Source organism: Runella rosea (genome assembly GCF_003325355.1).
Taxonomy (GTDB): domain Bacteria; phylum Bacteroidota; class Bacteroidia; order Cytophagales; family Spirosomataceae; genus Runella; species Runella rosea.
In genome coordinates this window covers 4147501-4169266 of record NZ_CP030850.1, presented here as the reverse complement: position 1 = coordinate 4169266, position 21766 = coordinate 4147501, and the positions used below count along the sequence as shown (strand labels likewise).

19 protein-coding genes and 1 tRNA gene are annotated in these 21766 nt (G+C 43.4%); 7 read left to right on the top strand and 13 right to left on the bottom strand.

What is annotated here, in order from left to right:
* The first annotated feature begins 67 nt into the window (after positions 1-67).
* Positions 68-1165, top strand: a complete 1098-nt coding sequence (locus tag DR864_RS17525; RefSeq protein WP_114068185.1) for a Gfo/Idh/MocA family protein — start codon at positions 68-70, stop codon at positions 1163-1165.
* 56 nt (positions 1166-1221) lie between these two features.
* Here DR864_RS17525 and DR864_RS17520 read toward each other — a convergent pair.
* Positions 1222-1294 (bottom strand) — tRNA-Met (locus DR864_RS17520).
* A gap of 125 nt (positions 1295-1419) precedes the next feature.
* On the opposite strand from DR864_RS17520, the gene era reads away from it, so the two are divergent.
* Positions 1420-2346 carry a GTPase Era gene (gene era / locus DR864_RS17515; RefSeq protein ID WP_114068184.1) on the top strand — a complete coding sequence of 309 codons (927 nt, stop codon included), beginning with the start codon at positions 1420-1422 and terminating at the stop codon, positions 2344-2346.
* Positions 2347-2665: 319 nt separating this feature from the next.
* Positions 2666-3973, top strand: coding sequence for a ribosome biogenesis GTPase Der (gene der / locus DR864_RS17510; protein WP_114068183.1), 1308 nt, complete (start codon positions 2666-2668; stop codon positions 3971-3973).
* A 66-nt stretch (positions 3974-4039) separates the two neighbouring features.
* Here der and DR864_RS17505 read toward each other — a convergent pair whose 3' ends face one another.
* The 5 genes from DR864_RS17505 to ubiE all read right to left on the bottom strand — a co-directional run bounded on the left by DR864_RS17505 (position 4040) and on the right by ubiE (position 10047).
* The gene (locus DR864_RS17505) at positions 4040-6190 is read right to left on the bottom strand and encodes a S46 family peptidase (RefSeq protein ID WP_114068182.1); all 2151 of its coding nucleotides are present in this window, start codon (positions 6188-6190) and stop codon (positions 4040-4042) included.
* 43 nt (positions 6191-6233) lie between these two features.
* A complete protein-coding gene (gene chrA / locus DR864_RS17500; RefSeq protein ID WP_114068181.1) occupies positions 6234-7439 on the bottom strand; it encodes a chromate efflux transporter in 1206 nt (401 codons plus the stop codon).
* 89 nt (positions 7440-7528) lie between these two features.
* Positions 7529-8488 (bottom strand): isopenicillin N synthase family dioxygenase, encoded by a 960-nt coding sequence (locus DR864_RS17495; protein WP_114068180.1) that lies wholly within the window; start codon positions 8486-8488, stop codon positions 7529-7531.
* 153 nt (positions 8489-8641) lie between these two features.
* On the bottom strand, positions 8642-9376 hold the full coding sequence (gene porT / locus DR864_RS17490) for a type IX secretion/gliding motility protein PorT/SprT (RefSeq protein WP_114068179.1): 735 nt from the start codon (positions 9374-9376) through the stop codon (positions 8642-8644).
* A complete protein-coding gene (ubiE, locus tag DR864_RS17485) occupies positions 9325-10047 on the bottom strand; it encodes a bifunctional demethylmenaquinone methyltransferase/2-methoxy-6-polyprenyl-1,4-benzoquinol methylase UbiE (RefSeq protein WP_114068178.1) in 723 nt (240 codons plus the stop codon). Before ubiE ends, porT begins: the two co-directional genes overlap by 52 nt.
* A gap of 203 nt (positions 10048-10250) precedes the next feature.
* On the opposite strand from ubiE, the gene DR864_RS17480 reads away from it, so the two are divergent.
* Positions 10251-10583: a phage holin family protein gene (locus DR864_RS17480; protein ID WP_114068177.1), complete on the top strand. Its 333-nt coding sequence runs from the start codon at positions 10251-10253 to the stop codon at positions 10581-10583.
* On the opposite strand, the gene DR864_RS17475 is transcribed toward DR864_RS17480, so the two are convergent.
* The 7 genes from DR864_RS17475 to DR864_RS17445 form a co-directional block, all read right to left on the bottom strand.
* Positions 10570-11172, bottom strand: a complete 603-nt coding sequence (locus tag DR864_RS17475; RefSeq protein WP_114068176.1) for an acetyltransferase — start codon at positions 11170-11172, stop codon at positions 10570-10572. The genes DR864_RS17480 and DR864_RS17475 overlap by 14 nt on opposite strands.
* A 4-nt stretch (positions 11173-11176) precedes the next feature.
* Positions 11177-11785 (bottom strand): sugar transferase, encoded by a 609-nt coding sequence (locus DR864_RS17470; RefSeq protein WP_114068175.1) that lies wholly within the window; start codon positions 11783-11785, stop codon positions 11177-11179.
* 1 nt (position 11786) lies between these two features.
* Positions 11787-12959, bottom strand: a complete 1173-nt coding sequence (locus DR864_RS17465; RefSeq protein WP_114068174.1) for a glycosyltransferase family 4 protein — start codon at positions 12957-12959, stop codon at positions 11787-11789.
* A 52-nt stretch (positions 12960-13011) separates the two neighbouring features.
* Positions 13012-13794 (bottom strand): glycosyltransferase family 2 protein, encoded by a 783-nt coding sequence (locus DR864_RS17460; RefSeq protein ID WP_114068173.1) that lies wholly within the window; start codon positions 13792-13794, stop codon positions 13012-13014.
* 29 nt (positions 13795-13823) lie between these two features.
* Positions 13824-15452: an acyl-CoA carboxylase subunit beta gene (locus tag DR864_RS17455; protein WP_114068172.1), complete on the bottom strand. Its 1629-nt coding sequence runs from the start codon at positions 15450-15452 to the stop codon at positions 13824-13826.
* Positions 15453-15605: 153 nt separating this feature from the next.
* A complete protein-coding gene (locus DR864_RS17450; protein WP_114068171.1) occupies positions 15606-17168 on the bottom strand; it encodes a neutral/alkaline non-lysosomal ceramidase N-terminal domain-containing protein in 1563 nt (520 codons plus the stop codon).
* 49 nt (positions 17169-17217) lie between these two features.
* Entirely contained in the window at positions 17218-18054 is an 837-nt protein-coding gene (locus DR864_RS17445) for a 5'-methylthioadenosine/adenosylhomocysteine nucleosidase (RefSeq protein ID WP_114068170.1), read from the bottom strand.
* A gap of 103 nt (positions 18055-18157) precedes the next feature.
* Between DR864_RS17445 and DR864_RS17440 the strand changes: the two genes are divergently transcribed.
* Genes DR864_RS17440 through DR864_RS17430 form a run of 3 tightly spaced genes read left to right on the top strand, consistent with a single transcriptional unit; the run spans position 18158 to position 21624 of the window.
* Entirely contained in the window at positions 18158-20845 is a 2688-nt protein-coding gene (locus tag DR864_RS17440; RefSeq protein WP_114068169.1) for an MGH1-like glycoside hydrolase domain-containing protein, read from the top strand.
* A 29-nt stretch (positions 20846-20874) separates the two neighbouring features.
* Positions 20875-21219 carry a carboxymuconolactone decarboxylase family protein gene (locus tag DR864_RS17435; protein WP_114068168.1) on the top strand — a complete coding sequence of 115 codons (345 nt, stop codon included), beginning with the start codon at positions 20875-20877 and terminating at the stop codon, positions 21217-21219.
* Between the two features lie 48 nt (positions 21220-21267).
* Positions 21268-21624: a hypothetical protein gene (locus tag DR864_RS17430; protein ID WP_114068167.1), complete on the top strand. Its 357-nt coding sequence runs from the start codon at positions 21268-21270 to the stop codon at positions 21622-21624.
* Positions 21625-21766: the final 142 nt, after the last annotated feature.

Below are 21766 nucleotides of genomic sequence, written 5' to 3'. Positions count from 1 at the left end.
GAAAACCAATGGGGAAGTTTAGAACAGCGTTTACTTTTAGTACCAATAGTACCAAAACTCGTTGATTATGAACCCTTCGCTACGCTTTCTGTCGCTCATTTTATTTTTATGGGCATCCGCCGTTGCTGCCAAACCACTCAGGTTAGGTATTGCGGGCTTTACTCACGACCATGTACACCAGATTTTACGGCGTCCTGCGCAGGGAGATGTTGAGATTGTAGGTGTGGCGGAGCCAAATAAAGAATTGGCGATGCGCTATCTGAAGCGCTATAAACTGCCCGAGTCGCTTTGGTATGCATCACTCGAAGCCATGATTGCGGCTACAAAGCCAGAAGCTGTTTGTGCGTTCAACAGCATTTATGAGCATAAACAAGTCGTTGACATTTGTGCGCCCAAAGGCATTCACGTCATGGTTGAAAAACCGCTGGCGGTCAATACCGCTCATGCCAAGGCGATGATTGCGTTGGCCAAAAAGCACAATATTCAATTACTAACTAACTTTGAAACTACTTGGTATGCAAGCCATCAGCAGGCGTATGGTTTGATTCATACCCAAAATACGCTGGGGGATATTCGTAAAGTTGTAGTGCATGATGGGCACCGTGGCCCCAAAGAAATTGGTTGCTCGCAGGAATTTTTGAGTTGGTTGACCGACCCCGTTCAAAATGGTGGTGGGGCTATTATTGATTTTGGTTGCTACGGAGCCAACCTGATGACGTGGCTCATGAAAGGCGAACGCCCACTGACTGTAACGGCCGTGACCCAACAAATAAAACCTGATGTGTATCCAAAAGTAGACGACGAAGCCACCATTATTTTGACTTACCCCAAAGCACAGGCTATTATTCAGGCTTCGTGGAATTGGCCATTTGATCGTAAGGACATGGAAATTTATGGGCAAAAAGGCTACGTTGTATGTGATAAAACCCAACAAATGCGTGTCCGCCTTGGTGATGGTGTAAAACGGGATGCCTCAGAAGAAAAGCGCGATATTCCTACCCTTTCTGCTCCTTATGATGACCCATTCTCTTACTTTGCAGCCGTCGTAAAGGGAGATATTAAGCCCCAAAAAGACCTTTCTTCGTTGGAAATTAATCAAATAGTGGTCGAAATTTTGGAGGCAGCGGTGCAATCTTCAAAAACGGGGAAGCCTGTGAAGTTGTAGAAAAAAATTTAGGCATAAAAAAAACCTGTAAGTGAAAAGCTTACAGGTTTTTGTTGTAGCGGGAACAGGACTCGAACCTGTGACCTCCGGGTTATGAGCCCGACGAGCTACCAACTGCTCTATCCCGCGATGTTGGGAGTGCAAAGGTAAGAGCTTTTATAGAAAAAACAACTATCTTTGTGAAAAAATATTTTATTGATTATTTTTCTTTAACCCAAAGAAAGGAAAAATAGTCCAGTAAAGACGGAATACGAATGGATACTACAGAAAATATAGAAGTTTACAACAACCCCAATCACCGCGCAGGATTCGTGAGTATTGTGGGAAAACCCAACGTAGGAAAATCGACGTTGATGAATGTATTGGTGGGCGAAAAGATGTCAATTATCACCTCTAAAGCGCAAACAACGCGCCACCGAATCATGGGAATTTTGAACGGTGTACACGAAGGTGTTGATTTTCAGTTGGTTTACTCCGATACCCCAGGGATTATTAAGCCTCAATACAAACTGCACGAATCGATGATGGATTTTGTGCAGGGCTCGCTTGAAGACGCCGACGTGGTACTTTTTGTGACTGATATTTTTGAGAAACACGATGACGAAGAGGTGCTCGAACGATTGGCCAAAACCGAAGGAGCAGTCATTTTGATCATCAACAAAACCGACCTTGCCACGGAGGAACAAATCAATGAAAAAATCGCTTTTTGGAAAGAAAAACTTTTTACGGCGGCCATCATTCCCATTTCTGCGCTCAAACAGGAAGGAATAAATACATTATTTACGGCCATCATGGAATGTTTGCCGGTTCATCCGCCGTATTTCCCCAAGGATGAGCTGACTGATAAACCTGAGCGCTTTTTTGCGGCCGAAATAATCCGGGAAAAAGTGTTCCTGAATTATAAAAAAGAAATTCCTTACAGTACCGAAATCATTGTGGAGGAGTTTAAAGATAAAAAGGATATTCTGGTCATTAGGGCGGTGATTTTGGTGGAACGTCAGAGCCAAAAAGGAATCATTATTGGTGACAAAGGAACCATGCTCAAAAAAATAGGTTCGGCCGCACGCGCAGATTTGGAACAGTTCTTTGGTAAAAAGGTGTTCTTAGAACAATACGTTAAAGTGGAGCCTGATTGGCGCAATAAAGTACAGAAATTGAAACAGTTTGGGTACGAAGGCTAAGTGCAATTAAGAAAACGCCGCGTTTTTGTAAGGTAACTTCCTAATCATTGGCTGATTTTCTCGCGTTTGAGGCATTGTTATTTTATACAAAATCTTCAAATATATAGCCAATTTCTTCTGAAATTCCACTTAGTATATGATAAGAAACGGAATAATGCACGGGCTTATCGTAAGAATTGGAGTAATAAATAATATTAAGTTTTATTGAATTAGACAAAAATGTAGGCGAGTAAAAAAAAATTATTTGCCTATCAAACGATCAAGAGAGCGTAATAAGTAAAACCCTTCACTTTACACTCTCTCCTTTACACTTATTACAATGTCAAATATAGTAGCAATAGTAGGACGCCCCAATGTGGGCAAATCAACGCTTTTTAACCGTTTGATTAAAGAACGCCAGGCCATCATGGATGACCAAAGCGGCGTAACGCGTGACCGCCACTACGGCCATGCTTTTTGGACGGAGCAGTATTTTACCGTCATTGATACGGGCGGATATGTGGTAGGCTCGGAAGATGTATTTGAAGATGCCATCCGCGAGCAGGTCGAAATCGCCATGGAAGAAGCCACCGTGATTTTGTTTATGGTAGACAGTATGTCTGGGCTTACCGATTTGGATAAAGATTTTGCCAATGTGGTGCGCAAATCTAAAAAACCTGTTTTTTTGGTTGCCAATAAAGCCGAAACGGTTGAACGCCAACACGCTACGGCGGAGTTTTATGAGTTGGGTTTGGGTGATCCTTATCCCGTTTCTTCGCAAACAGGCCACGGAACGGGCGATTTACTAGACGATGTGGTAAAACACTTCAAAACAGCTGGGATAGAAGACCCCGATGCAGGAATTCCGAAAATCTCCATCTTGGGACGACCCAATGTGGGAAAATCGTCGTTTTTGAATGTTTTGACGGGCAAAGAGCGCAGCATCGTAACGGATATTGCAGGCACCACGCGCGATGCTATTAACACCCATTACAAAGCTTTCGGAAAAGATTTTATTTTGGTTGATACCGCTGGTATCCGTCGTAAAGCCAAGGTAAAAGACGCCATTGAATTTTACTCTACATTGCGTACCGTAAAAGCGATGGAAGAATCAGACGTAGTCATCGTGATGCTCGATGCAACCCGTGGCTTGGAAGCCCAAGATATGCACATCATCGGGATGGCACACAAGGCCAAAAAGGGCATTCTGATTATGATTAACAAATGGGATTTGGTCGAAAAAGACTCAAAAACGGTTGATAAGCTCCGAAAAGAGATGCTCGAACGCTTGGCTCCGATGGATTATATGCCCATTATTTTTGCTTCCGTGGTTGAAAAACAGCGGATTTTCCAAGTAATGGAAAAAGCAATGGAGGTGTACGAAAATAAGACGAAGAAGATTACAACTTCCAGATTGAACGAAGTGATGCAGGCCGAAATTGAGAAATATCCGCCGCCTGCGCACCGTGGTAAGCACATCAAAATCAAGTACATGATTCAGTTACCGACACCGTCGCCGACCTTCGTGATGTTTTGTAACTATCCCAAACACATTAAGGAGCCGTATGTGCGGTATTTGGAAAACCGGATGCGTGACAATTTCGGTTTTGAAGGGGCACCGATTACCATTTTCTTCAGAGAGAAATAGAATATAGTTTAGAGTAGGCAGCATTTAAAAACTGCCTACTCTAAACTGTTTACTGCTTACTGAATATTACTTCACTACTTTCAGTTCTTTTACCAAGTCGGAGCCACCGAGTTTTTCGATGCACCAGAGTACGTAGCGAATGTCTACGTTGATGCAGCGTTTGTATTTCTTATCAAATACAATATCGCCCGACATTGCTTCCCAGTTGCCATCAAACGCCAAACCAATCAATTCGCCTTTGGCATTCAGAACGGGGCTTCCTGAGTTTCCACCCGTGATGTCGTTGTTGGTAATAAACCCTACGGGTACTTCTCCTTGTGCGTCAGCGTATTGGCCAAAATCTTTGTTTTTGTACAACTCCAAAAAGTTTTTGGGTAAGTCAAACTCATAATCGTTGGGTTTGTACTTCTCAATCACGCCCGTAATGTTTGTTTTGTAGTTGTAATGTACACCGTCGCGCGGGTCATAATCCTGCACATTTCCGTAGCTGACGCGCAACGTGCTGTTGGCATCTGGGTATTGAACCAATGAAGGGTCCATTTCGGTTAATCCTTTGATATAAATACGCGAAAGTTTTTTATCAATTTCCTGAAAATCAGCGCTATATTTTGAATATTTAGTGAGGTAATTCTTGCGAAAATCGCTGAAGTATTTCAACGCCCAGTCGTTGGCAAGTGCCTCAGTAGAAGGGTTTTCTGTAAATTTAGCAAAACGGTCTTTGTTGGTTACAACGCTCGTTAGATACATTTCCTGCGCAAACTTCTTGAATGACTCCTCGGGGGTTCCAGCCGAAAACTTCGCCAAAATCTCCTGAATAATGGCGGGATGCTGTTCTTTGGGAATATCGTTATAAAACGCCAGTAACGTTTGAGCTACAATTTTTTGATCGGAAGGCAAATTGAATGATTTAAAAAACTCATCCGCCGAACCTTTCATGCGTTCAGCCATTGCCTTTGCTCTCACGGGGTCTTTTAGTTGTTCTTCGGCCATTACTAACGGCAGTGCTAGATTGACGACATTGGCTCCGATAATGCCTTGATTAAGGTAGGTGGAGTGGGTAGCATAAGGCTCATATGCGGCGTATGCTTTCTGCCATTCCTCAAAAATCCCTTCGTACTCGGCTTTGCCTTTGGCCCATGCGTTAAATTTGGCTTCCATTGCTACCTTTTGATCATACACTTTGAGGCGTTGAAGCTGTTGGGTTTGACCGATAAAATATTTCCAGTAATTGGCAATGTTGGCGTACTCTGACGAAAGGGCCAGCTTGGTGGCCACATCCTTGTCCATTTCCTCTTTCCAGGCCTTTAGGCGAATATCCCGGTTTTTAACAATGCCTGGGTTTACCTTTTCAATTGCCAGTTTGATACCCATTGAGGTTTCGTACCGATTGGTGCGGCCCGGAAAACCAAAAACCATGGTAAAATCTCCAGGTTTGATTCCTTTGAGCGACACAGGTAGAAATTTCTTAGGTTTGTAGGGTACATTTTCCTGCGAATAGTCCGCGCCTTTATTGTTTTTGTTGGCATAAATACGAAACACCGAAAAATCACCCGTATGGCGTGGCCATTCCCAGTTGTCGGTGTCGCCGCCGTATTTACCAATGCTCTGGGGAGGGGTGCCCACGAGGCGTATGTCCGAGAATTTCTCAAAAACAAACAAATAATAGGCGTTTCCTTTGGCAAACTCACGCACAGAGGCGTTGTAATCCGTTCCGTCGGTAGCTTTTTTTGAAAGCTCATTGCCCAACTGGTTGACTTTTGCGGCTCTGTCTTTTTCGCTGAGTCCTTTGAGTTCGGGCATAATCTTATCCGTCACATCTTCCATTCTGACCAAAATATCAATAAACAACCCTTCCACGGGGCGTTCTTCGGCGTTGGATTTGGCCCAGAAACCATTGTCTAAGATATTGTCGGTGGGGGTGGAAAGGGTGGCAATGGCATCATAACCACAGTGGTGGTTGGTAAATAAAAGCCCTTTATCCGAGACAATTTCTCCCGTACAAAAACCGCCTCCCATGCGCACAATCGCATCTTTAAGACTGGCATTATTAATATCATAAATATCTTTGGTCGTTAGCTTGAAGCCCTGTTTTTTCATCTGGGCTTCGTTTTTACCAATCAAAGAAGGAAGCCACATCCCTTCGTCGGTAGGGTCGCTGGCATAAGACACGCTTATCCCCAAAACAAAAGATAAGAGTGTGATTTTTAGTCTGTTCATAGAAAAGTTTGGAATGATTGAAAAGAAAAGATATACGGTAAAATTAATGAAAAAGGATTCCTAACAAGATGCCCCCCAGCACAATCACGTAAGGAGGGGTTTTGGTGTATTGCAGTATACCGAGTGTCCCTATGATGGTAATGACCGCCGTTGTATTGGTAGCGGTCGGGATAAACATCCGGATTACAGCGGCTGCGGTAAGACCTACACTTGCGGCATTTATCCCTTCGAGTGAGGCCCGTACCCCACGGTATTTTTTGAGGCTGTTCCAGAAACGATAAACAAAGAATATTAAAAATGTTCCCGGTAAAAAAATTCCAGTTGTAGCTGCTAAACTTCCCCAAAGTTGACTTCCTAGCCCACCTTCGGAGCGCATGGATAAAGCCCCGATGTAAGAAGCAATAGAAAAAACTGGTCCAGGAATCACTTGTGCCAGAGCCATACCGCTCAAAAATTCTTGTCGGGTCAGGTATTGTTTAAATTCAACAAACTCCGTGTAAAGCATCGGATTTAATACCTGCCCCCCTCCAAAAACAAGGCTACCATTACGATAAAAGTTTTCAAAAAGACGAACAGGCAGCGATTGGGTAATTGCGCCAAGGGCTGCCGCAAAAACCAATACGCCAAGCCATAGGATGAAATTGGCCCACTGAATGCGAATGGGGTTTTTGTCCATTTTTTCGTGTTTACGAAACCCCAAAGAAGTAACAAAACCACCCAAAACAATCACAATGGGGGTCATATAAGGAGATGGAAACAAATAAGCGACTACGGCTGCCGTAATCAAAATGAACCAATGCGTGTTTTTGTGAATGACCTTGGCGCCAATTGTGTATCCACCATACGCCAAAAAACCAATCGCCATAGGTTCCACAAAACGCATAAAAGTGAGCGAAATCTGATTTTGCTGGAGGTAATAAATCCCGAGTGCGGCGAGTGTCATAACCAGTACAGCGGGCAAAGACCAAACCAAAACTGTAGCGTAGGCCAGATTAGGCCCGCCTAATTTAAAACCTAAAGCCGTAATTGTTTGGGTAGAGGTTGGGCCAGGCAGTATTTGACAAAGCGCCTGTAATTCAAGCAATTCTTCCTCGGTAAGGTAGCGGCGTTTTTGTACAAACCGTTCCAAAAACATTACCAAGTGCACCTGTGGCCCTCCAAAGCAGGTTAATGCTAAAATCAGCACATCTTTCAAAAAGATGAGGTGTCGAATCCGCTTAACGGGCGGGTGAAGGAGTGATTCTGACACGCTGAAGAAGGAATTTTAGGGGTTAACAGAAAAATCTGTCGGGTAGTTTTCTGCTTGTCCGAAAACTACCCGACTGGAGAAAAAGCAAGTTATGCTTTTTTTAGACCCAATTCAATGAGGCGCTCATTGAGAAATTCACCCGCTGTCATATCGACGTAGAGTTTTGGGTGATTGGCATCGACACAACTCTCCAGACACGTCAAATTCATGTCGCCTCGAGGGTGCATAAAAAATGGAATAGAATACCGCGAAGTATTCATTTTCTCGCGAGGGGGATTGACCACGCGGTGAATCGTGGATTTGAGGTTATGATTGGTCAATCGGTCGAGCATATCGCCTACATTGACCACGATTTGATCAGGTAATGCCGTGATAGCAATCCACTTGCCGTCGCGGCGAAGTACTTCAAGACCTTCGGCACTGGCCCCCATGAGCAGGGTAATGAGGTTGATGTCTCCATGCGCCGCCGCCCGAACGGCCCCGTCGGGAACTGTTGTGGGGTCAAGGGGAAAATAATGCAGCGCCCGCAAAATGCTGTCGCCGTTGCGGACTTTATCTTCAAAATAATTTTCATCCAGCCCCAAATATACAGCGATGGCCCGCAGGAGGGTTTTGCCCGTGTTCTCAAAAGTTTCGTAGACCTTTAGCGTATATTCTTTAAACTCGGGGACTTCTTCGGGAAAAATATTGTGCGGCATTTCGCCTTCTGGGGCAGGTTGTCCTACGTGGTAAAACTCCTTCAAATCGGCTACTTTAAAGCCTTTGGCGGTTTCTTTTCCTTTGCCGATATAGCCTCGTTGACCCGACAATTCAGAAAATTCGTATTTTTTCTTTACTTCATCGGGTTGTTTGAAAAATTGCTGTACTGAATCATACAGCTTTAGGCGAAGGTCCTCAGAAAGGCCGTGGTTTTTGATGCAAACAAAACCGATGTTGTTAAAAGCAGTGCCTAAATCTTGGACAAATTGGAATTTACGGGCAGGGTCTCCACTGGTAAAATCGGAAATATCTAATGACGGAATTTCGTCTAGAAGTGCAGTTTCTGACATGATTTGGAAAGTTGTTGGTGAATAATTCTGCGCTACTATTATCCTTGTTTTTAACATTTATATAAACTAATAAATTGATAAACAAGTATTTAATAAATAACGTACAACAAGCTTGGGTAAACGCTCAGTGCAAAGTTTAGAAAAACAATCGGTTTATTCAAACATCAAATATAACGTAACGGTATGCGACGTAAGACGGCGGATGCTACCTGTAGAGTTTGGGTCGTTGGTACGGTATAAATTTACGATTCCGTGGGAAAATCGTAGCTCAGGAGAAAACTTGGTGTAGGCCAAAAACTGCTCAAATCCAAACCCATAATCAACGGTCAAGTCGGCGCTTTTGGCATTCAGGCGGTCAGAGCCGGGTAATTGACGTTTGCGAACATTGGTTTCAAACCCAAACGTTGCTCCCGCCAGCATGTACATGCGAGAATTCATCCGCCGTTGCGATTTGTATTTAAACAAAAGTGGAATTTCTATCCATGTAGCTTCGCGTAGTTCTCGGCGTTTTTTGCCACTGCCGTACTCATATTCTACGGCGCGGTTATAGAGCGATACGGAGGGCGTGGTGCGAATATCCCAGTGGTCGTTGAGGTATCCATTCATGACAAAACCAAAACGAAATCCGACAGTAACTGGCGACGTAATGCGATTTGTGGTGTCTTGTGTTAAGAATGAATCGTCATGGACAAGGCGAAAGCGTGTAACGGGCAGCGCAAACAAAAAACCATAATGGATTGGCTTATCGTCATAAAACTCCTGATGTTTTCGGAAATAGCCGACGGTTTGTGCATCGGCACTATTAACGAAGCCGCAGCCTATCAATAATCCGAGTACTATTTTTTTCCAATGTAAATCGAACAAATTCCAAACGTGAGAGGTATGCATTTTGTGTTTTTGAAGCCCGCCTGTTCGTAAATTTTCAAAAAGTCGTTTCCGTCTGGAAACGCTTGCACCGATTCGGGAAGATAGGTATACGCCGCAGAATCTTTGGAGACCATTCGTCCTACAATCGGTAAAATGTAACGAAAGTAAAAGTTGTATAATTGTTTGAACGGAAAAGTTTTCGGTTTTGAAAATTCCAAAATGACACATGTGCCGCCTGGTTTCATCACCCGACACATGTCAGTGAGGCCATGAAGCAGATTTTCAAAATTTCGAACGCCAAACGAGGCAATTACGGCATCAAAAGAATTAGTTTCCAAGGGTAAATTGGCCGAGTCTCCCGTACGGAGATCAATGACATTTTCCATGCCAAGTTTTTTGATTTTCTCACGCCCCACAGAAAGCATACCTTCCGAAATATCAATACCGACAATTTTTTTTGGTTTTAGGGCTAGGGCTTCAATGGCAAAGTCACCAGTGCCAGTAGCAATATCCAAAATCGTTTGTGGGTTTTCTTTTTTCAGGAGTTTGATAGCGCGTTTGCGCCAATAAATATCAATGCCCGCGCTGAGAAGGTGGTTCAAAAAGTCATATTTGGGCGAAACATTATCAAACATCTCCGCGATCTGTTCGCGTTTGCTTGAATCTTTATCTTTGTATGGTACAACCGTCATAATAGTTTGAAGTCAAAATAAGAAAGAAAGCGAAAACAACACTACTTTGTAGTTTTGCAACTAGCCCTTTTCAAAGCAACAAAGTTACGAACCACAAATTGGAAACGCTTTGTAAGACTCAATAGTTTTATGTAAAATTGTTATCAGACACTATTTGTCAGCGTCAGATAACAAAAAAATATACATCATCAATTCAAAAACCAATGTTTGAAAAAATAGAAGAGGTCCGAAATTACCTTTTTAAATACCTAGAAACGCGCCTGGATTTGATAAAAACAGAAACACAGGAGCGCCTTGAAAACATTGCCATCCGGCTTATTTATTTAGTGGTGCTGTTGTTGTTGGCAGGTCTGACGGGTATTTTTCTGTTTATTATGTTGGCGGTTGGTATCAACGAATGGCTCGATAGCCGCTACTTAGGGTTTTTTGTTGTCTTCGGGTTGCTGGCGGCAGGTACCGTATTTTGGGCAGGAGCCGGACGGCAGGTACAACAAGCGGTGCGTCAATTATTATTTCGGGTGTTTAATCATAAGTAATTTTAAGGACACGTGCTGGATTTCCCCGGACAATGGCAAAGTCGGGAATGTGCTTCGTAATAACACTCCCCGCCGCAATCAGGCAGTTTTGGCCAATAGTGATGTTAGGAATAACAATGGTGCCAGCCCCGATGAGCGTTCCCTCGCCCACCTGTACATTTCCGCAGAGTGTTGCATTGGGTGCAATGTGTACGAAATCACCTAAGATACAATCATGATCAACCGACGATGAAGTGTTAACAATGACGTGTTTGCCAATACTTACATCGGCTTGGACCACCACGTTATGAAATATGACAGAACCTGCACTAATCTCTACCGAATCGTCGATTATGGCCGAAGGATGCGTTACTTTCCCGAACTGGTGATGAATGGAACTGGCTATTTTGCGTCTAATTTGATTGTTGCCGATGGCGATGATAAGTAAGCTTTCATTATCAAAATCGGGGTCATATTTGCCAATAACAGGAATCGACCCTAATTCTTTTTTTTGTAAATCATCATCAAAAATTCCAGTAATAGGAACTCCGTTTGCCAGTAAGCAACTGATAATGACCTTGGCATGGCCACTTGCGCCGTATAAAAGCATGGTATTAATTGTTTCCTTTAAATTTCTCCATTGTAACCGACGTCTCCGAACTGATGCCTTCGCGCTTGAATACTTTTATCAGCGTAAGCCAAAGGATTTTAATATCAAGGCCCAAAGATATGTGTTCTGCATACCAAATATCGTACTCGAACTTTTGGGACCACGAAATGGTATTACGTCCGTTGATTTGCGCCCAACCAGTGATACCTGGTTTTACTTCATGCCTTCGTTGCTGACGTTCACTGTAAAGAGGCAAATATTCGGGCAGTAGTGGCCTTGGTCCAACCAGCGACATATCACCTTTCAAAACATTAATTAACTGCGGCAATTCATCCAAAGATGTTTTGCGTACAAACCGTCCAGCGGGCGTTAAGCGGGCGCTGTCTGGTAGTAATTCTCCATTGACCGCCCGGCGGTCGTTCATGGTTTTGAATTTTATAATTTTAAAAATTTTACCGTTTTGCCCAGGACGTAATTGAAAGAAAAATGGTTTTCCCTGATTGTAAAAATACAATAATGCGGTGACTACCAACGTAATGGGGAGGGTCAATAGAAGAATACAAAGGGCGGCAATTTTATCAATGACCGGTTTAAGAAATCGTTGATAGCTCATTTTACAAAATTACAGATTCGTACGCGGCGACCAAGCGTTGGTATAACTGTAATTTTTCTTTCCATACATCAACTGGACAAAAATGTTGAATAACCCAGGCGCGGGCGGCTATACCGTGTGCTTCCGCAATAGGTTTATTCTCAAGATAATAGAGGATTTTAAGCATGAGGTCGTCTGCCGAACGAGCTTGGCAAAAAAGACCTGTGTGATTCTTCAAAATCGTATCTTTCAACCCCGTCACATATGAAACAATCGCTGGTTTTTTCATGGCAGCCGCTTCTAAGACTACATTCCCGAGGCCTTCGCGGTGGCTTGGCAGCACCATAAAATCCATCAGTGCATAGTGTGATGCCATATTTTTGACTTCTCCCGTACAGACAATGGTTTTATCAGCGGCCAATTTCTCCAACCATTTATTGGAAAGCGGGACCCGTTCATCTACACTGCCTATGACCAATAACATCGCCGTTGGAAACCGTTGTTTGACTTTTTGCCAAGCTTTATATAGTTCTATTACACCTTTGTCTTTGGTTAAACGCCCCACAAAACCCACAACGGCCTGATTGGGGGCAATACCGTATTTAATTTTAAGGGCTTCGACTTCCTGAGTATTAATGAATGAAGGGTTGAATTTAAGCATCGCATCAATACCATTGCAGCTCCCGTTGTGCATGACTGATATTTTTGAAGGAACTACCAGCCTTTTTGTAATTACCACTTTTCTTAACGAAGGACTAACGGCAATGACGTGAGTGGCGAGTCGGCAGCATATTTTTTCGGCTACAAAGTAAAAGATTTTCATTCCCCATCCAGCAGTTTCTAGGGGTAAGCCATGCATTTCGTATATTCGGATTGGAATATTTGTGACTCTCGCCGTAATCATTGTCAACAAAGCAGCTTTTGGAGTGTTTCCATGCACAATAAGTGGCTTTAGTTTTTGGAAAAAATGGACTAACTGAAAGCAACTTTTGAAGTCTTTGATGATAGAAAACGGGGCTCGGCAGAATGAAATTGAGGAAGTCGGTACGTTATTAAGTGTCCCGAAACGCGATAATTCATCACTGCCGCTGGTTAGAACATGCACTTTATAGCCATTCTGCTGCCAAAAATGTGTCTGCCCTTCTAAAAAGAGAAGCGATGTGGGCGTGGTGAAGGTCTGTACAATATGAATCATCCCTACCGATAGTATTTAGGTCTACTGGTTAGACGCTATTATCTTCGGTATGTCAACATCTTTTTGTGAAAAAATCACGGAAAAATTTAATAAAAACAAAAAATAAGCTAATTTTATACCAAATAGGCATCCTCTTTTGTATATAAAAATGGTGCATTGTCACAGCGGAGCCCCAACGAGAAAAAAGGGACTTCTGGAAGGAATAAATGAACGTATAGTCTAATAGAATTTCGGGTAAATTGGCGTAAGTGCTGCTTTCATGCGCACGGAGAAGAAGGTCTTGATCTTCATTTTTTAAAATGTCTCGGTATTTCCATTTTTGAAACCACGCCGTTTTGCCACACCAAGTGGGATGAGCAACTGAAATACTTTTGAGCCAAGGTCTTGCGGTAATTTGAGCATGGTGGCTTGGGAAAATATGAGTGCCTATGTCTTGACCTTCGCGGTTGAGGAGACGAATATGGGTCCCTACTAAATCAACGCTAAGGTGCGTTTCCAGAAATTGTACTTGTTTGGAAAGACGCTCAGGATAAGAAAAATCATCTGAGTCCATTCGGGCAATGTATTTTCCAGTAGCCAAGCTAACCGCCTGATTCAGCCTTGCTGCGATACCTTTGTGTTGACCGTCAGTCAATACTTGCACCCGCATATCTTGAAAGCGGCGGGCTACCTCAACGGTTTCATCAGTAGAGCCGTCGTCCAGTATAAGAAGTTGCCAGTTGTGATAGGTTTGATTAAGAATTGAACTGACTGCTCGTTCCAATGTTTTTGCGCCGTTGTATACGGGCATTATGATGGTGACTTTTGGGGTATTGGCGGCAGATTCTTTTGTCATGGTCTCTGAAAGCCTTGAAAATTTGATTTTTAGGTCTGAATGACTCCTACACTAAACGGTTTGGAAATCGGCGCGTGATTGGCGGCTTCAATTCCCGTGGCAATAATATGGCGGGTTTCCAAAGGATGAATGATGCCGTCGGTCCAGAGGTGAGAAGCGGCGTAATAAGGGGAAAGTTGCGTGGTATAACGATCGGTGATTTCGGTCAATAGTTCGTTTTCGGCTTCAGGCGTGATGGTTTGGCCTTTGGCTTTGAGCGTTGCTACCTGAATTTGTAATAGCGTTTTGGCGGCGGATGCCCCGCTCATGACGGCTAATTGCGACGTGGGCCATGCAAAAATCAATCGAGGGTCGTAGGCTTTTCCGCACATGGCGTAGTTGCCAGCACCGTAAGAGTTGCCGATGATAAACGTAAATTTGGGGACAATTGAGTTGGCCACGGCGTTCACCATTTTGGCCCCATCTTTGATAATTCCGCCTTGCTCAGACCGACTGCCCACCATGAAACCAGTGACATCATGCAGAAAAACGAGCGGAATTTTTTTCTGATTACAGGTCATGATAAACCGAGCGGCTTTGTCCGCCGAATCTGAATAAATGACACCACCCATTTGCATTTCATTTGCTGTACCGCTTCCTTTTTTGGCTTTCACAATTTTGCGCTGGTTGGCCACGATACCCACCGCCCAACCTTCTACGCGCGCATATCCGCATAGGATTGTTTGCCCGTACAGCTTTTTATATTCCTCAAATTCTGAATTATCCACAATCCGCTCAATAATTTCCCGCATATCATACGGCTTATTGCGGTCGGCGGGAAGAATATCGAAAATTTCATCGGGATTTTTGACTGGCGGTGTGGGCGCAATACGGTCAAAACCAGCCGTTTCGTTGTGGCCTACTTTATCAAAAATTCGTTTGATAGCATCCAAACAAGAAGGGTCGTCAGGGTATTTATTGTCGGTCACTCCCGAAATTTCGCAATGCGTAGACGCTCCGCCTAAAGTTTCTGCATCTACTTCTTCGCCGATGGAGGCTTTGACCAAGTACGGCCCTGCCAAAAAGATGGAGCCTGTTCCTTCCACAATCAGGGCTTCGTCGGACATAATCGGCAGATAAGCCCCACCCGCTACGCAGCTTCCCATGATGGCCGCTACCTGCAAAATGCCCATGGACGACATGATGGCATTATTGCGAAAAATCCGTCCAAAGTGTTCTTTATCAGCAAAAACATCGGCTTGAAGCGGAAGATAAATGCCCGCGCTGTCGACCAAATAAATGATGGGTAAACGGTTTTCAATGGCAATTTCCTGCGCCCGCAGGTTTTTCTTGGCCGTTATCGGAAACCACGCCCCTGCTTTGACGGTGGCGTCATTGGCGACAATCACACACTGCCGACCCGATACTTTGCCAATTCCAATCACCACTCCCCCCGATGGGCAGCCGCCTTCGTCGGCATACATGCCATCGCCGACAAAAGCACCGATTTCTACAAAATTATTTTCATCGTCCAATAAGTAGGCAATGCGTTCGCGGGCGGTTAGTTTTCCTTTGGCTTTGTGTTTTTCAATGTTTTTTTGTCCGCCGCCAAGTTTGACTTGTTCATATCGTTTTTGGAGTTGGTCCAGCAGTTGTTGATGAAATTCACGATTTGTCATAAGTGATGAAGATTTTGCGCTGTTAGACGCTGATTATTTGGAATACACTATGTAACGCTAAAGACACGGTTGAAATATGCGTTTTTTTAAAAGAAAAATAGAACATTTCATCTTTCTTTTAAAAAAACAATTTTACAAACTCAACGTTTCGTTTTATTGAGAGAGTTTTTCGAGCATTTCTTTCAGGGTTTTATGCAGCATAGGTGCGGTTTCGGGCCCAGAAGAATTTACTTCTCCGTAATGTGCCTTGGGTGAGTCGTATAAAAAAGGAGTCTCTTTGTCCCATTCGGATTTAGGAATGATATAGCCGAGTTCGTCATTGGCCAGTCCCAAGACAAACTTATACTTCCCAGGCATGAGTTGACGCAATGGCGGGGTTTCAACGGCGTTTGTCAACTTGAAATCACCTTCTTTGGGTGTTTCAATTCCTCCGTTGGCGATTTCAGGGTATAATTCTCCCGGAATGGTAATAAAACTGACTTCGCCGATGTTCCAAGCGGCCACCTCTGTCCGCAAGTGTCCCCAACTACTGTAACCACCTTCAATAACATTCAACGCAATTCCTAAATGAAATAGCCAATTTCCCAAGGGCAATTCAATCGTTTTGGCCAAAAGACTGATTCCGCCCGAGACTGGCTCGGCCTTTTCTAGGGCATTCAGCGCCAATAAAGCCAAGGTTGTGCCCTGCGCATTAATTTTTTCGAAGGTAGGTTCTTCATAATAAATATCTTTAAATGGGTCTTTGATTTTAACAACGGGGCGCGTGGTCATTAAGCCACCAACACAACCTGAAGCATAAACGACAATGCCCCCTAAACCTTTTTTGGCTAATGTTTTATCATCATACACGCCCTTTTCGATGCCCTCGCGCACATAATGGGGAAAGTCCGAAGTAATCAATGTGTTTTTGCTCCACATGGTTTCGGGATGATTTCCCCAAACCACAAAACTGCCCAACGTTGAATCTGTTTGGGCATCAGTTGCCTGTAAAATATAAATGCCTGCATCTTTTACAATAGGCTTTCGGGTATCCATGTTGAGGGAGTCGGCTATCCCTGATATATCTTGGGCTACGCGGAGATGCGCCGTTCTTAAGTTTTTTACTGCCACCCCGATTGATTCAACGATGCGATCTTCTACCCATTTTTCATAAATGGGATTGACACCTCTGGTAAACATTCCCTCGCCCCACAGGCCGAGCATGTCTGGGCCTTCGTGGTTGTGAGTGCTGCATATAACTGTGTAAGTAATACCAAATTGGTCTGCGAGTTTTTTACGAACGTTCAATACATTGGTGTGCGGAAAGCCAATCAAATCAACCGCAACGACTGCCATGCGCGTATGACCATCGTCCAAAACCATCGTTCTCGCCCACAAATCATCATGAACACCGTTGGCCGCGCGTTTTTTACTAAAGCCAGCTATCCAATAAGTATCAAATTTGCCGTTACCGTTTTTGTCTTCAAAGGTATCGCCGTCATCTTCGTTAAAAGCGGCATCTTTGTTTTTGTCACTCCATTTCTCCGTTATTTCGGGAGTAATTTTTAAAGCACAAAATCCTGCTTTGTAGGTGACAGAATCTTTGGGCGATTTGATGTCTAAATTAAGCGAATAGCCAGGGTGGTGGTCGCGGCCATTGTAGAGAGCAAATGCCGTAAGTACCAAAATAATGGCTAAAAACACCAACCCGAAGGCTGACCATTTGATTTTTTTCATGACCGATTAAGAGGTAAGGTTGAAGAGCAAATTAAGCGCAAAAAGTCTATTAATTAGGCAGTTTAGATAACATATTCAGTAAAAGATGGGCCGAATTGTAAGAGGCTGTTTTTTTGAAGCTGTCAATACTTTCCCGCGCTTTGCTGTCGGCTTTATCGCTCATACTTCTGATGACCAAACAAGGTACTTGCTGTTGCCAACACAATTGGGCCACGGCGGCGCCTTCCATTTCGGTGGCGTCGGCATCAAATTGTTTACGGAGCTCGTTGACTTTTGTTTCAGACGTAACAAACAAATCGCCCGTGACGATGGTACCTGTTATGATATAAGGAAGTTTGGCTTGATTGGCTAATTTTTGAAAATCTGTGGTTTTTGCGGCCGATTGCGCAGCAATCAGCAACAAAGAATCGGCTTGAAAAAACAAAGGGTTCAGCTCACGATTGATTGGGTTGCGGGTTTTTCCAGTTTGGAGGCCCTCGTTAGTAAATTGCCCGAAATCGTATTGCAATGTTTGTTTCCCGATAACAATGTCGCCAGGGTTTAAATCAGGATGAAGCCCTCCTGCGATTCCGGTGAATATAACGCGCTCTGGATGAAATTTTTGCAGCAAGAAGGCGGCCGTCATGGTCGCATTGACCTTTCCGATTCCCGTTTTTACAATTACAACGCGGTGCTTTCCGATTTTTCCGTAGTAGAACGGTATTCCATGAACCATTTTCATCTTGGGTTTTTGTAACGAACTACGTAATAATTCGATTTCTTCATCCAAAGCGCCCAACAGCGCCGTAACAGGTTTATGTGGATAAATCTGCGCAAAACCAGACAGTAAAGGGGCGAAAATCAGAAGGATTACTAACTTCTGACGTAAAAAAGAGTTAAATATCATAGCGATAAGGGTTAATAAATGCTTATTTGGTACAAATTTGCACAAAAACGTATTGGGTATTCACTATTTTTGTGGATTCCCAGTTAACCCACTTTAACTTAAGATGAAAGATACTGCCGAAAGAAAACGTATTCATGCGCGGGCCGATAATAAAGGTTGGAAGAAATGGGGCCCCTATTTGGCCGAACGCCAATGGGGAACCGTTCGCGAAGATTATAGCTACTGGGGCGACTCTTGGGGCTTTATTTCCCATGAGCTCTCTCGCTCTTATTCTTATCGTTGGGGTGAAGACGGCCTTGGGGGGATTTCTGACAATAAAGGCCATATCTGCTTGGCTTTTGGTTTTTGGAACCACCAAGACCCAATTATCAAAGAGCGTTTTTATGGTGTAACTGGTCCCGAAGGAAACCATGGTGAAGATGTAAAGGAATTGTACTACTATTTAGATAGTACTCCTACGCATTCTTACATGAAAATGCTCTATAAATATCCACAGGTGGCGTTTCCTTACGCCAAACTTGCCGAGGAGAACCGTAAACGCAACCGCCTCCAGCCCGAATACGAGATTGTTGACACGGGTATTTTTAACGATAATCGCTACTTTGATATATTTATTGAGTACGCAAAGGCCGACGAAAATGACATTCTCATCAAAATAACGGCCCATAACCGTTATACAGAAGATGCTCCGCTGACCATTTTACCGACCCTTTGGTTTCGAAATACTTGGTCGTGGGGATATGATCAATTTAATTATAAACCTATACTGAATGGAATCGCCAATCGGCAGATTGAAGTAAATCACCGCTTGCTCGGAAAATATAAACTGTTTTTAGAAGGAGCGGATGAGCTGCTATTTTGCGAGAATGAAACCAACAGTGAGCGTATTTTTGGAAAGCCCAATGCGAACCCGTACACCAAAGATGGAATCAACAATTATGTAGTTACGGGCAAAAAACAGTATGTAAATCCTAATCAGATAGGTTCTAAAGCCGCTGGACATTTTAAAAAAGTTGTTCCTGCGGGCGAAAGTGTTTCGATTCGTTTGCGTTTTTCTAATCAGACCAATCAGGCAAATTCTTTTAGTGACTTTGATGAAATATTTAAGCTGCGTCAAGAGGAAGCCGATGAGTTTTATGACGACCTCCAGCAAAATGTGACCGACCCTGAACTGCGCACCATTCAGCGCCAAGCCTTTGCTGGGATGCTTTGGAATAAGCAGTTTTTCTATTATAACATAAATGAATGGCTCAAAGGCGATCCTAAAATGCCATTTGAGTTTAAAGGCCGCGCTTACCCTCGCAATCTTACATGGAAACACATGTATACTGCGAATATCCTTTCGATGCCTGATAAGTGGGAATATCCGTGGTTTGCTGCGTGGGATTTGGCTTTCCATACCGTTACTCTCTCTCGTTTGGACCCCTATTTTGCCAAACGTCAATTGGCGGTAATTCTTCGAGAGTATTATATGCACCCCAACGGGCAGCTTCCGGCCTATGAGTGGAATTTTTCGGATGTTAACCCACCCGTACATGCGTGGGCTACGTGGAAAGTATATGAAATTGACCGGGAATTAAATGGAATTGGGGATGTAGCCTTCTTAGAAAGGATTTTCCATAAACTGCTCCTTAATTTTACATGGTGGGTAAACCGTAAAGATGCGGAAGGAAATAACATTTTTGCGGGAGGCTTTTTAGGACTTGATAATATTGGGGTATTTGATAGAAGTGCAGAATTGCCCACTGGGGGGCACCTCGAACAGGCCGATGGTACTGGATGGATGGCGATGTACACCCTAAATATGCTTCGGATTGCCTGTGAGATTTCGCTAGTGCGCCCTGTATATCAGGACATGGCCTCCAAATTCTTTGAGCACTTCTTGCACATTACAGCGGCAATGAAATCCCTTGGAGATCAAAAAATAAGTCTTTGGGACGAAGAAGACCAGTTTTATTATGATGTACTTCATACCCCCGACGGCAAAAGTAAACTGTTGAAAGTGCGCTCGATGGTGGGCTTGATTCCGCTTTTTGCCGTTGAAATTTTGGATGAAGAACTTCTTACCAAACTTCCCGACTTTAAGCGTCGCGTAGAATGGGTACTAAATAACCGCCCTGATTTGGCCTCGTTGATTTCGCGTTGGCACGAACCTGGCAAAGGAGAGTCACATTTGCTGGCTTTACTGAGAGGGCACCGGATGAAAATGCTCTTAAAGCGTATGTTTGATGAAACCGAGTTTCTTTCTGATTATGGAATTCGGGCATTGTCAAAATATCATGATGAACATCCCTATGAGTTTTTTGTAAATGGAGAAGTTCTGAGGGTAAAATATACCCCTGCTGAATCTGATAGCAGTATTTTTGGTGGAAATTCCAACTGGCGGGGCCCGATTTGGTTTCCCCTCAATTTTCTCATTATTGACTCCCTGTTGAAGTTCTATAATTACTATGGTGATGATTATGAAATAGAATATCCCACCAATTCTGGGAATGTAATGACGGTGAAAGAAGCGGCGGTTTCGCTCGCAGAACGTCTTATCAGTATTTTTCGTAGAAATAAGCTTGGAAATATTCCTGTTTATACTGGAAATGAGCTGTTTCAGCAAGACCACCACTTTAAAGATTTGTACCTGTTTTACGAATACTTCAATGGAGATACGGGAGCTGGCTTAGGAGCGGCTCATCAAACGGGTTGGACGGGCTTGGTGGCTGATTTAATAGAACACACATCTGTCCATAAAATCAAATACGGAAGCCTGCCTACATCTGTCGAAACAACGCCTGAGTAACTAAATTTTGTACCTTATATATATACAGTATGTCATTAGTAGAACAATTCAACGATTATCGGAGTCGGATGAACGACCGTATTATGGACTCCGATAATCTCGTTATTAAGAGAATATTCAACCTTGATACCAATTGCTACGCTCCTGGGCATCTCGATGAAGCTACAAAAGAGATGTTGGGCCTGGCGTGTTCAATGGTCCTTCGCTGTGACGATTGTGTGAAATACCATCTTGGTAAGTGCAAAGAGCTAGGGGTAACAGAAGCGCAGATTCAGGAAGTATTTTCTATTGCAACACTTATCGGTGGTACAATTGTGATACCTCACCTCCGCCGAGCCGTAGAGTATTGGGATGCTTTATCCGAGAATCCCTAAATTAACTTTATTTTTTAGTGCTCCTTGAGCAAATTAAACGCATAAGACATGACAAATGTGGATGAGCAGCTAGTGGCAGAGTGGGAAGAACTTCTCAACGTACTTGAAAATGTGCTTGGAAAGAGGCCTGCTGATTTAAATGGTGTACTGTTTTTGATTGGGGTACAAGAGCTAGGAAAAGGCCCCATCACGTTTACAAAAGAACAAAAGCAAGATTTAATGCATATAGCTATCTGCAAAGTATTGAGTCTCTCGGGTTTTTATGAGTTGGAAGGGCTAGATAAAGATGGATGGCCCCACTGGCGAGTAGTCGAAAAGCTACCTCATTTTAGTCTCATCTCTCAAGAAACGCTGTTAAAAATGCATGTGATTCGCTATTTCAAAGAAGAACTTGAGTTTTTTTAAAATCTTATCCTACTCGTTTACAGTTTGTTGTGGATAAATTAGGATGTTTTTAGAAAAAAAGCGATAACCTTTTTTGTATATAAGATATTTTCATTTACTTTTGCACTCCCAAACGGAGAGTTAGGGGGGATTAGTCCGAATA

Bases quoted from the DNA above. Each gene is read 5' to 3' on its own strand.
- DR864_RS17525 (WP_114068185.1), top strand. From the start codon at position 68: ATGAACCCTTCGCTACGCTTTCTGTCGCTCATTTTATTTTTATGGGCA.
- era (WP_114068184.1), top strand. From the start codon at position 1,420: ATGGATACTACAGAAAATATAGAAGTTTACAACAACCCCAATCACCGC.
- der (WP_114068183.1), top strand. From the start codon at position 2,666: ATGTCAAATATAGTAGCAATAGTAGGACGCCCCAATGTGGGCAAATCA.
- DR864_RS17505 (WP_114068182.1), bottom strand. From the start codon at position 6,190: ATGAACAGACTAAAAATCACACTCTTATCTTTTGTTTTGGGGATAAGC.
- DR864_RS17495 (WP_114068180.1), bottom strand. From the start codon at position 8,488: ATGTCAGAAACTGCACTTCTAGACGAAATTCCGTCATTAGATATTTCC.
- porT (WP_114068179.1), bottom strand. From the start codon at position 9,376: ATGCATACCTCTCACGTTTGGAATTTGTTCGATTTACATTGGAAAAAA.
- ubiE (WP_114068178.1), bottom strand. From the start codon at position 10,047: ATGACGGTTGTACCATACAAAGATAAAGATTCAAGCAAACGCGAACAG.
- DR864_RS17480 (WP_114068177.1), top strand. From the start codon at position 10,251: ATGTTTGAAAAAATAGAAGAGGTCCGAAATTACCTTTTTAAATACCTA.
- DR864_RS17475 (WP_114068176.1), bottom strand. From the start codon at position 11,172: ATGCTTTTATACGGCGCAAGTGGCCATGCCAAGGTCATTATCAGTTGC.
- DR864_RS17470 (WP_114068175.1), bottom strand. From the start codon at position 11,785: ATGAGCTATCAACGATTTCTTAAACCGGTCATTGATAAAATTGCCGCC.
- DR864_RS17465 (WP_114068174.1), bottom strand. From the start codon at position 12,959: ATGATTCATATTGTACAGACCTTCACCACGCCCACATCGCTTCTCTTT.
- DR864_RS17460 (WP_114068173.1), bottom strand. From the start codon at position 13,794: ATGACAAAAGAATCTGCCGCCAATACCCCAAAAGTCACCATCATAATG.
- DR864_RS17455 (WP_114068172.1), bottom strand. From the start codon at position 15,452: ATGACAAATCGTGAATTTCATCAACAACTGCTGGACCAACTCCAAAAA.
- DR864_RS17450 (WP_114068171.1), bottom strand. From the start codon at position 17,168: ATGAAAAAAATCAAATGGTCAGCCTTCGGGTTGGTGTTTTTAGCCATT.
- DR864_RS17445 (WP_114068170.1), bottom strand. From the start codon at position 18,054: ATGATATTTAACTCTTTTTTACGTCAGAAGTTAGTAATCCTTCTGATT.
- DR864_RS17440 (WP_114068169.1), top strand. From the start codon at position 18,158: ATGAAAGATACTGCCGAAAGAAAACGTATTCATGCGCGGGCCGATAAT.
- DR864_RS17435 (WP_114068168.1), top strand. From the start codon at position 20,875: ATGTCATTAGTAGAACAATTCAACGATTATCGGAGTCGGATGAACGAC.
- DR864_RS17430 (WP_114068167.1), top strand. From the start codon at position 21,268: ATGACAAATGTGGATGAGCAGCTAGTGGCAGAGTGGGAAGAACTTCTC.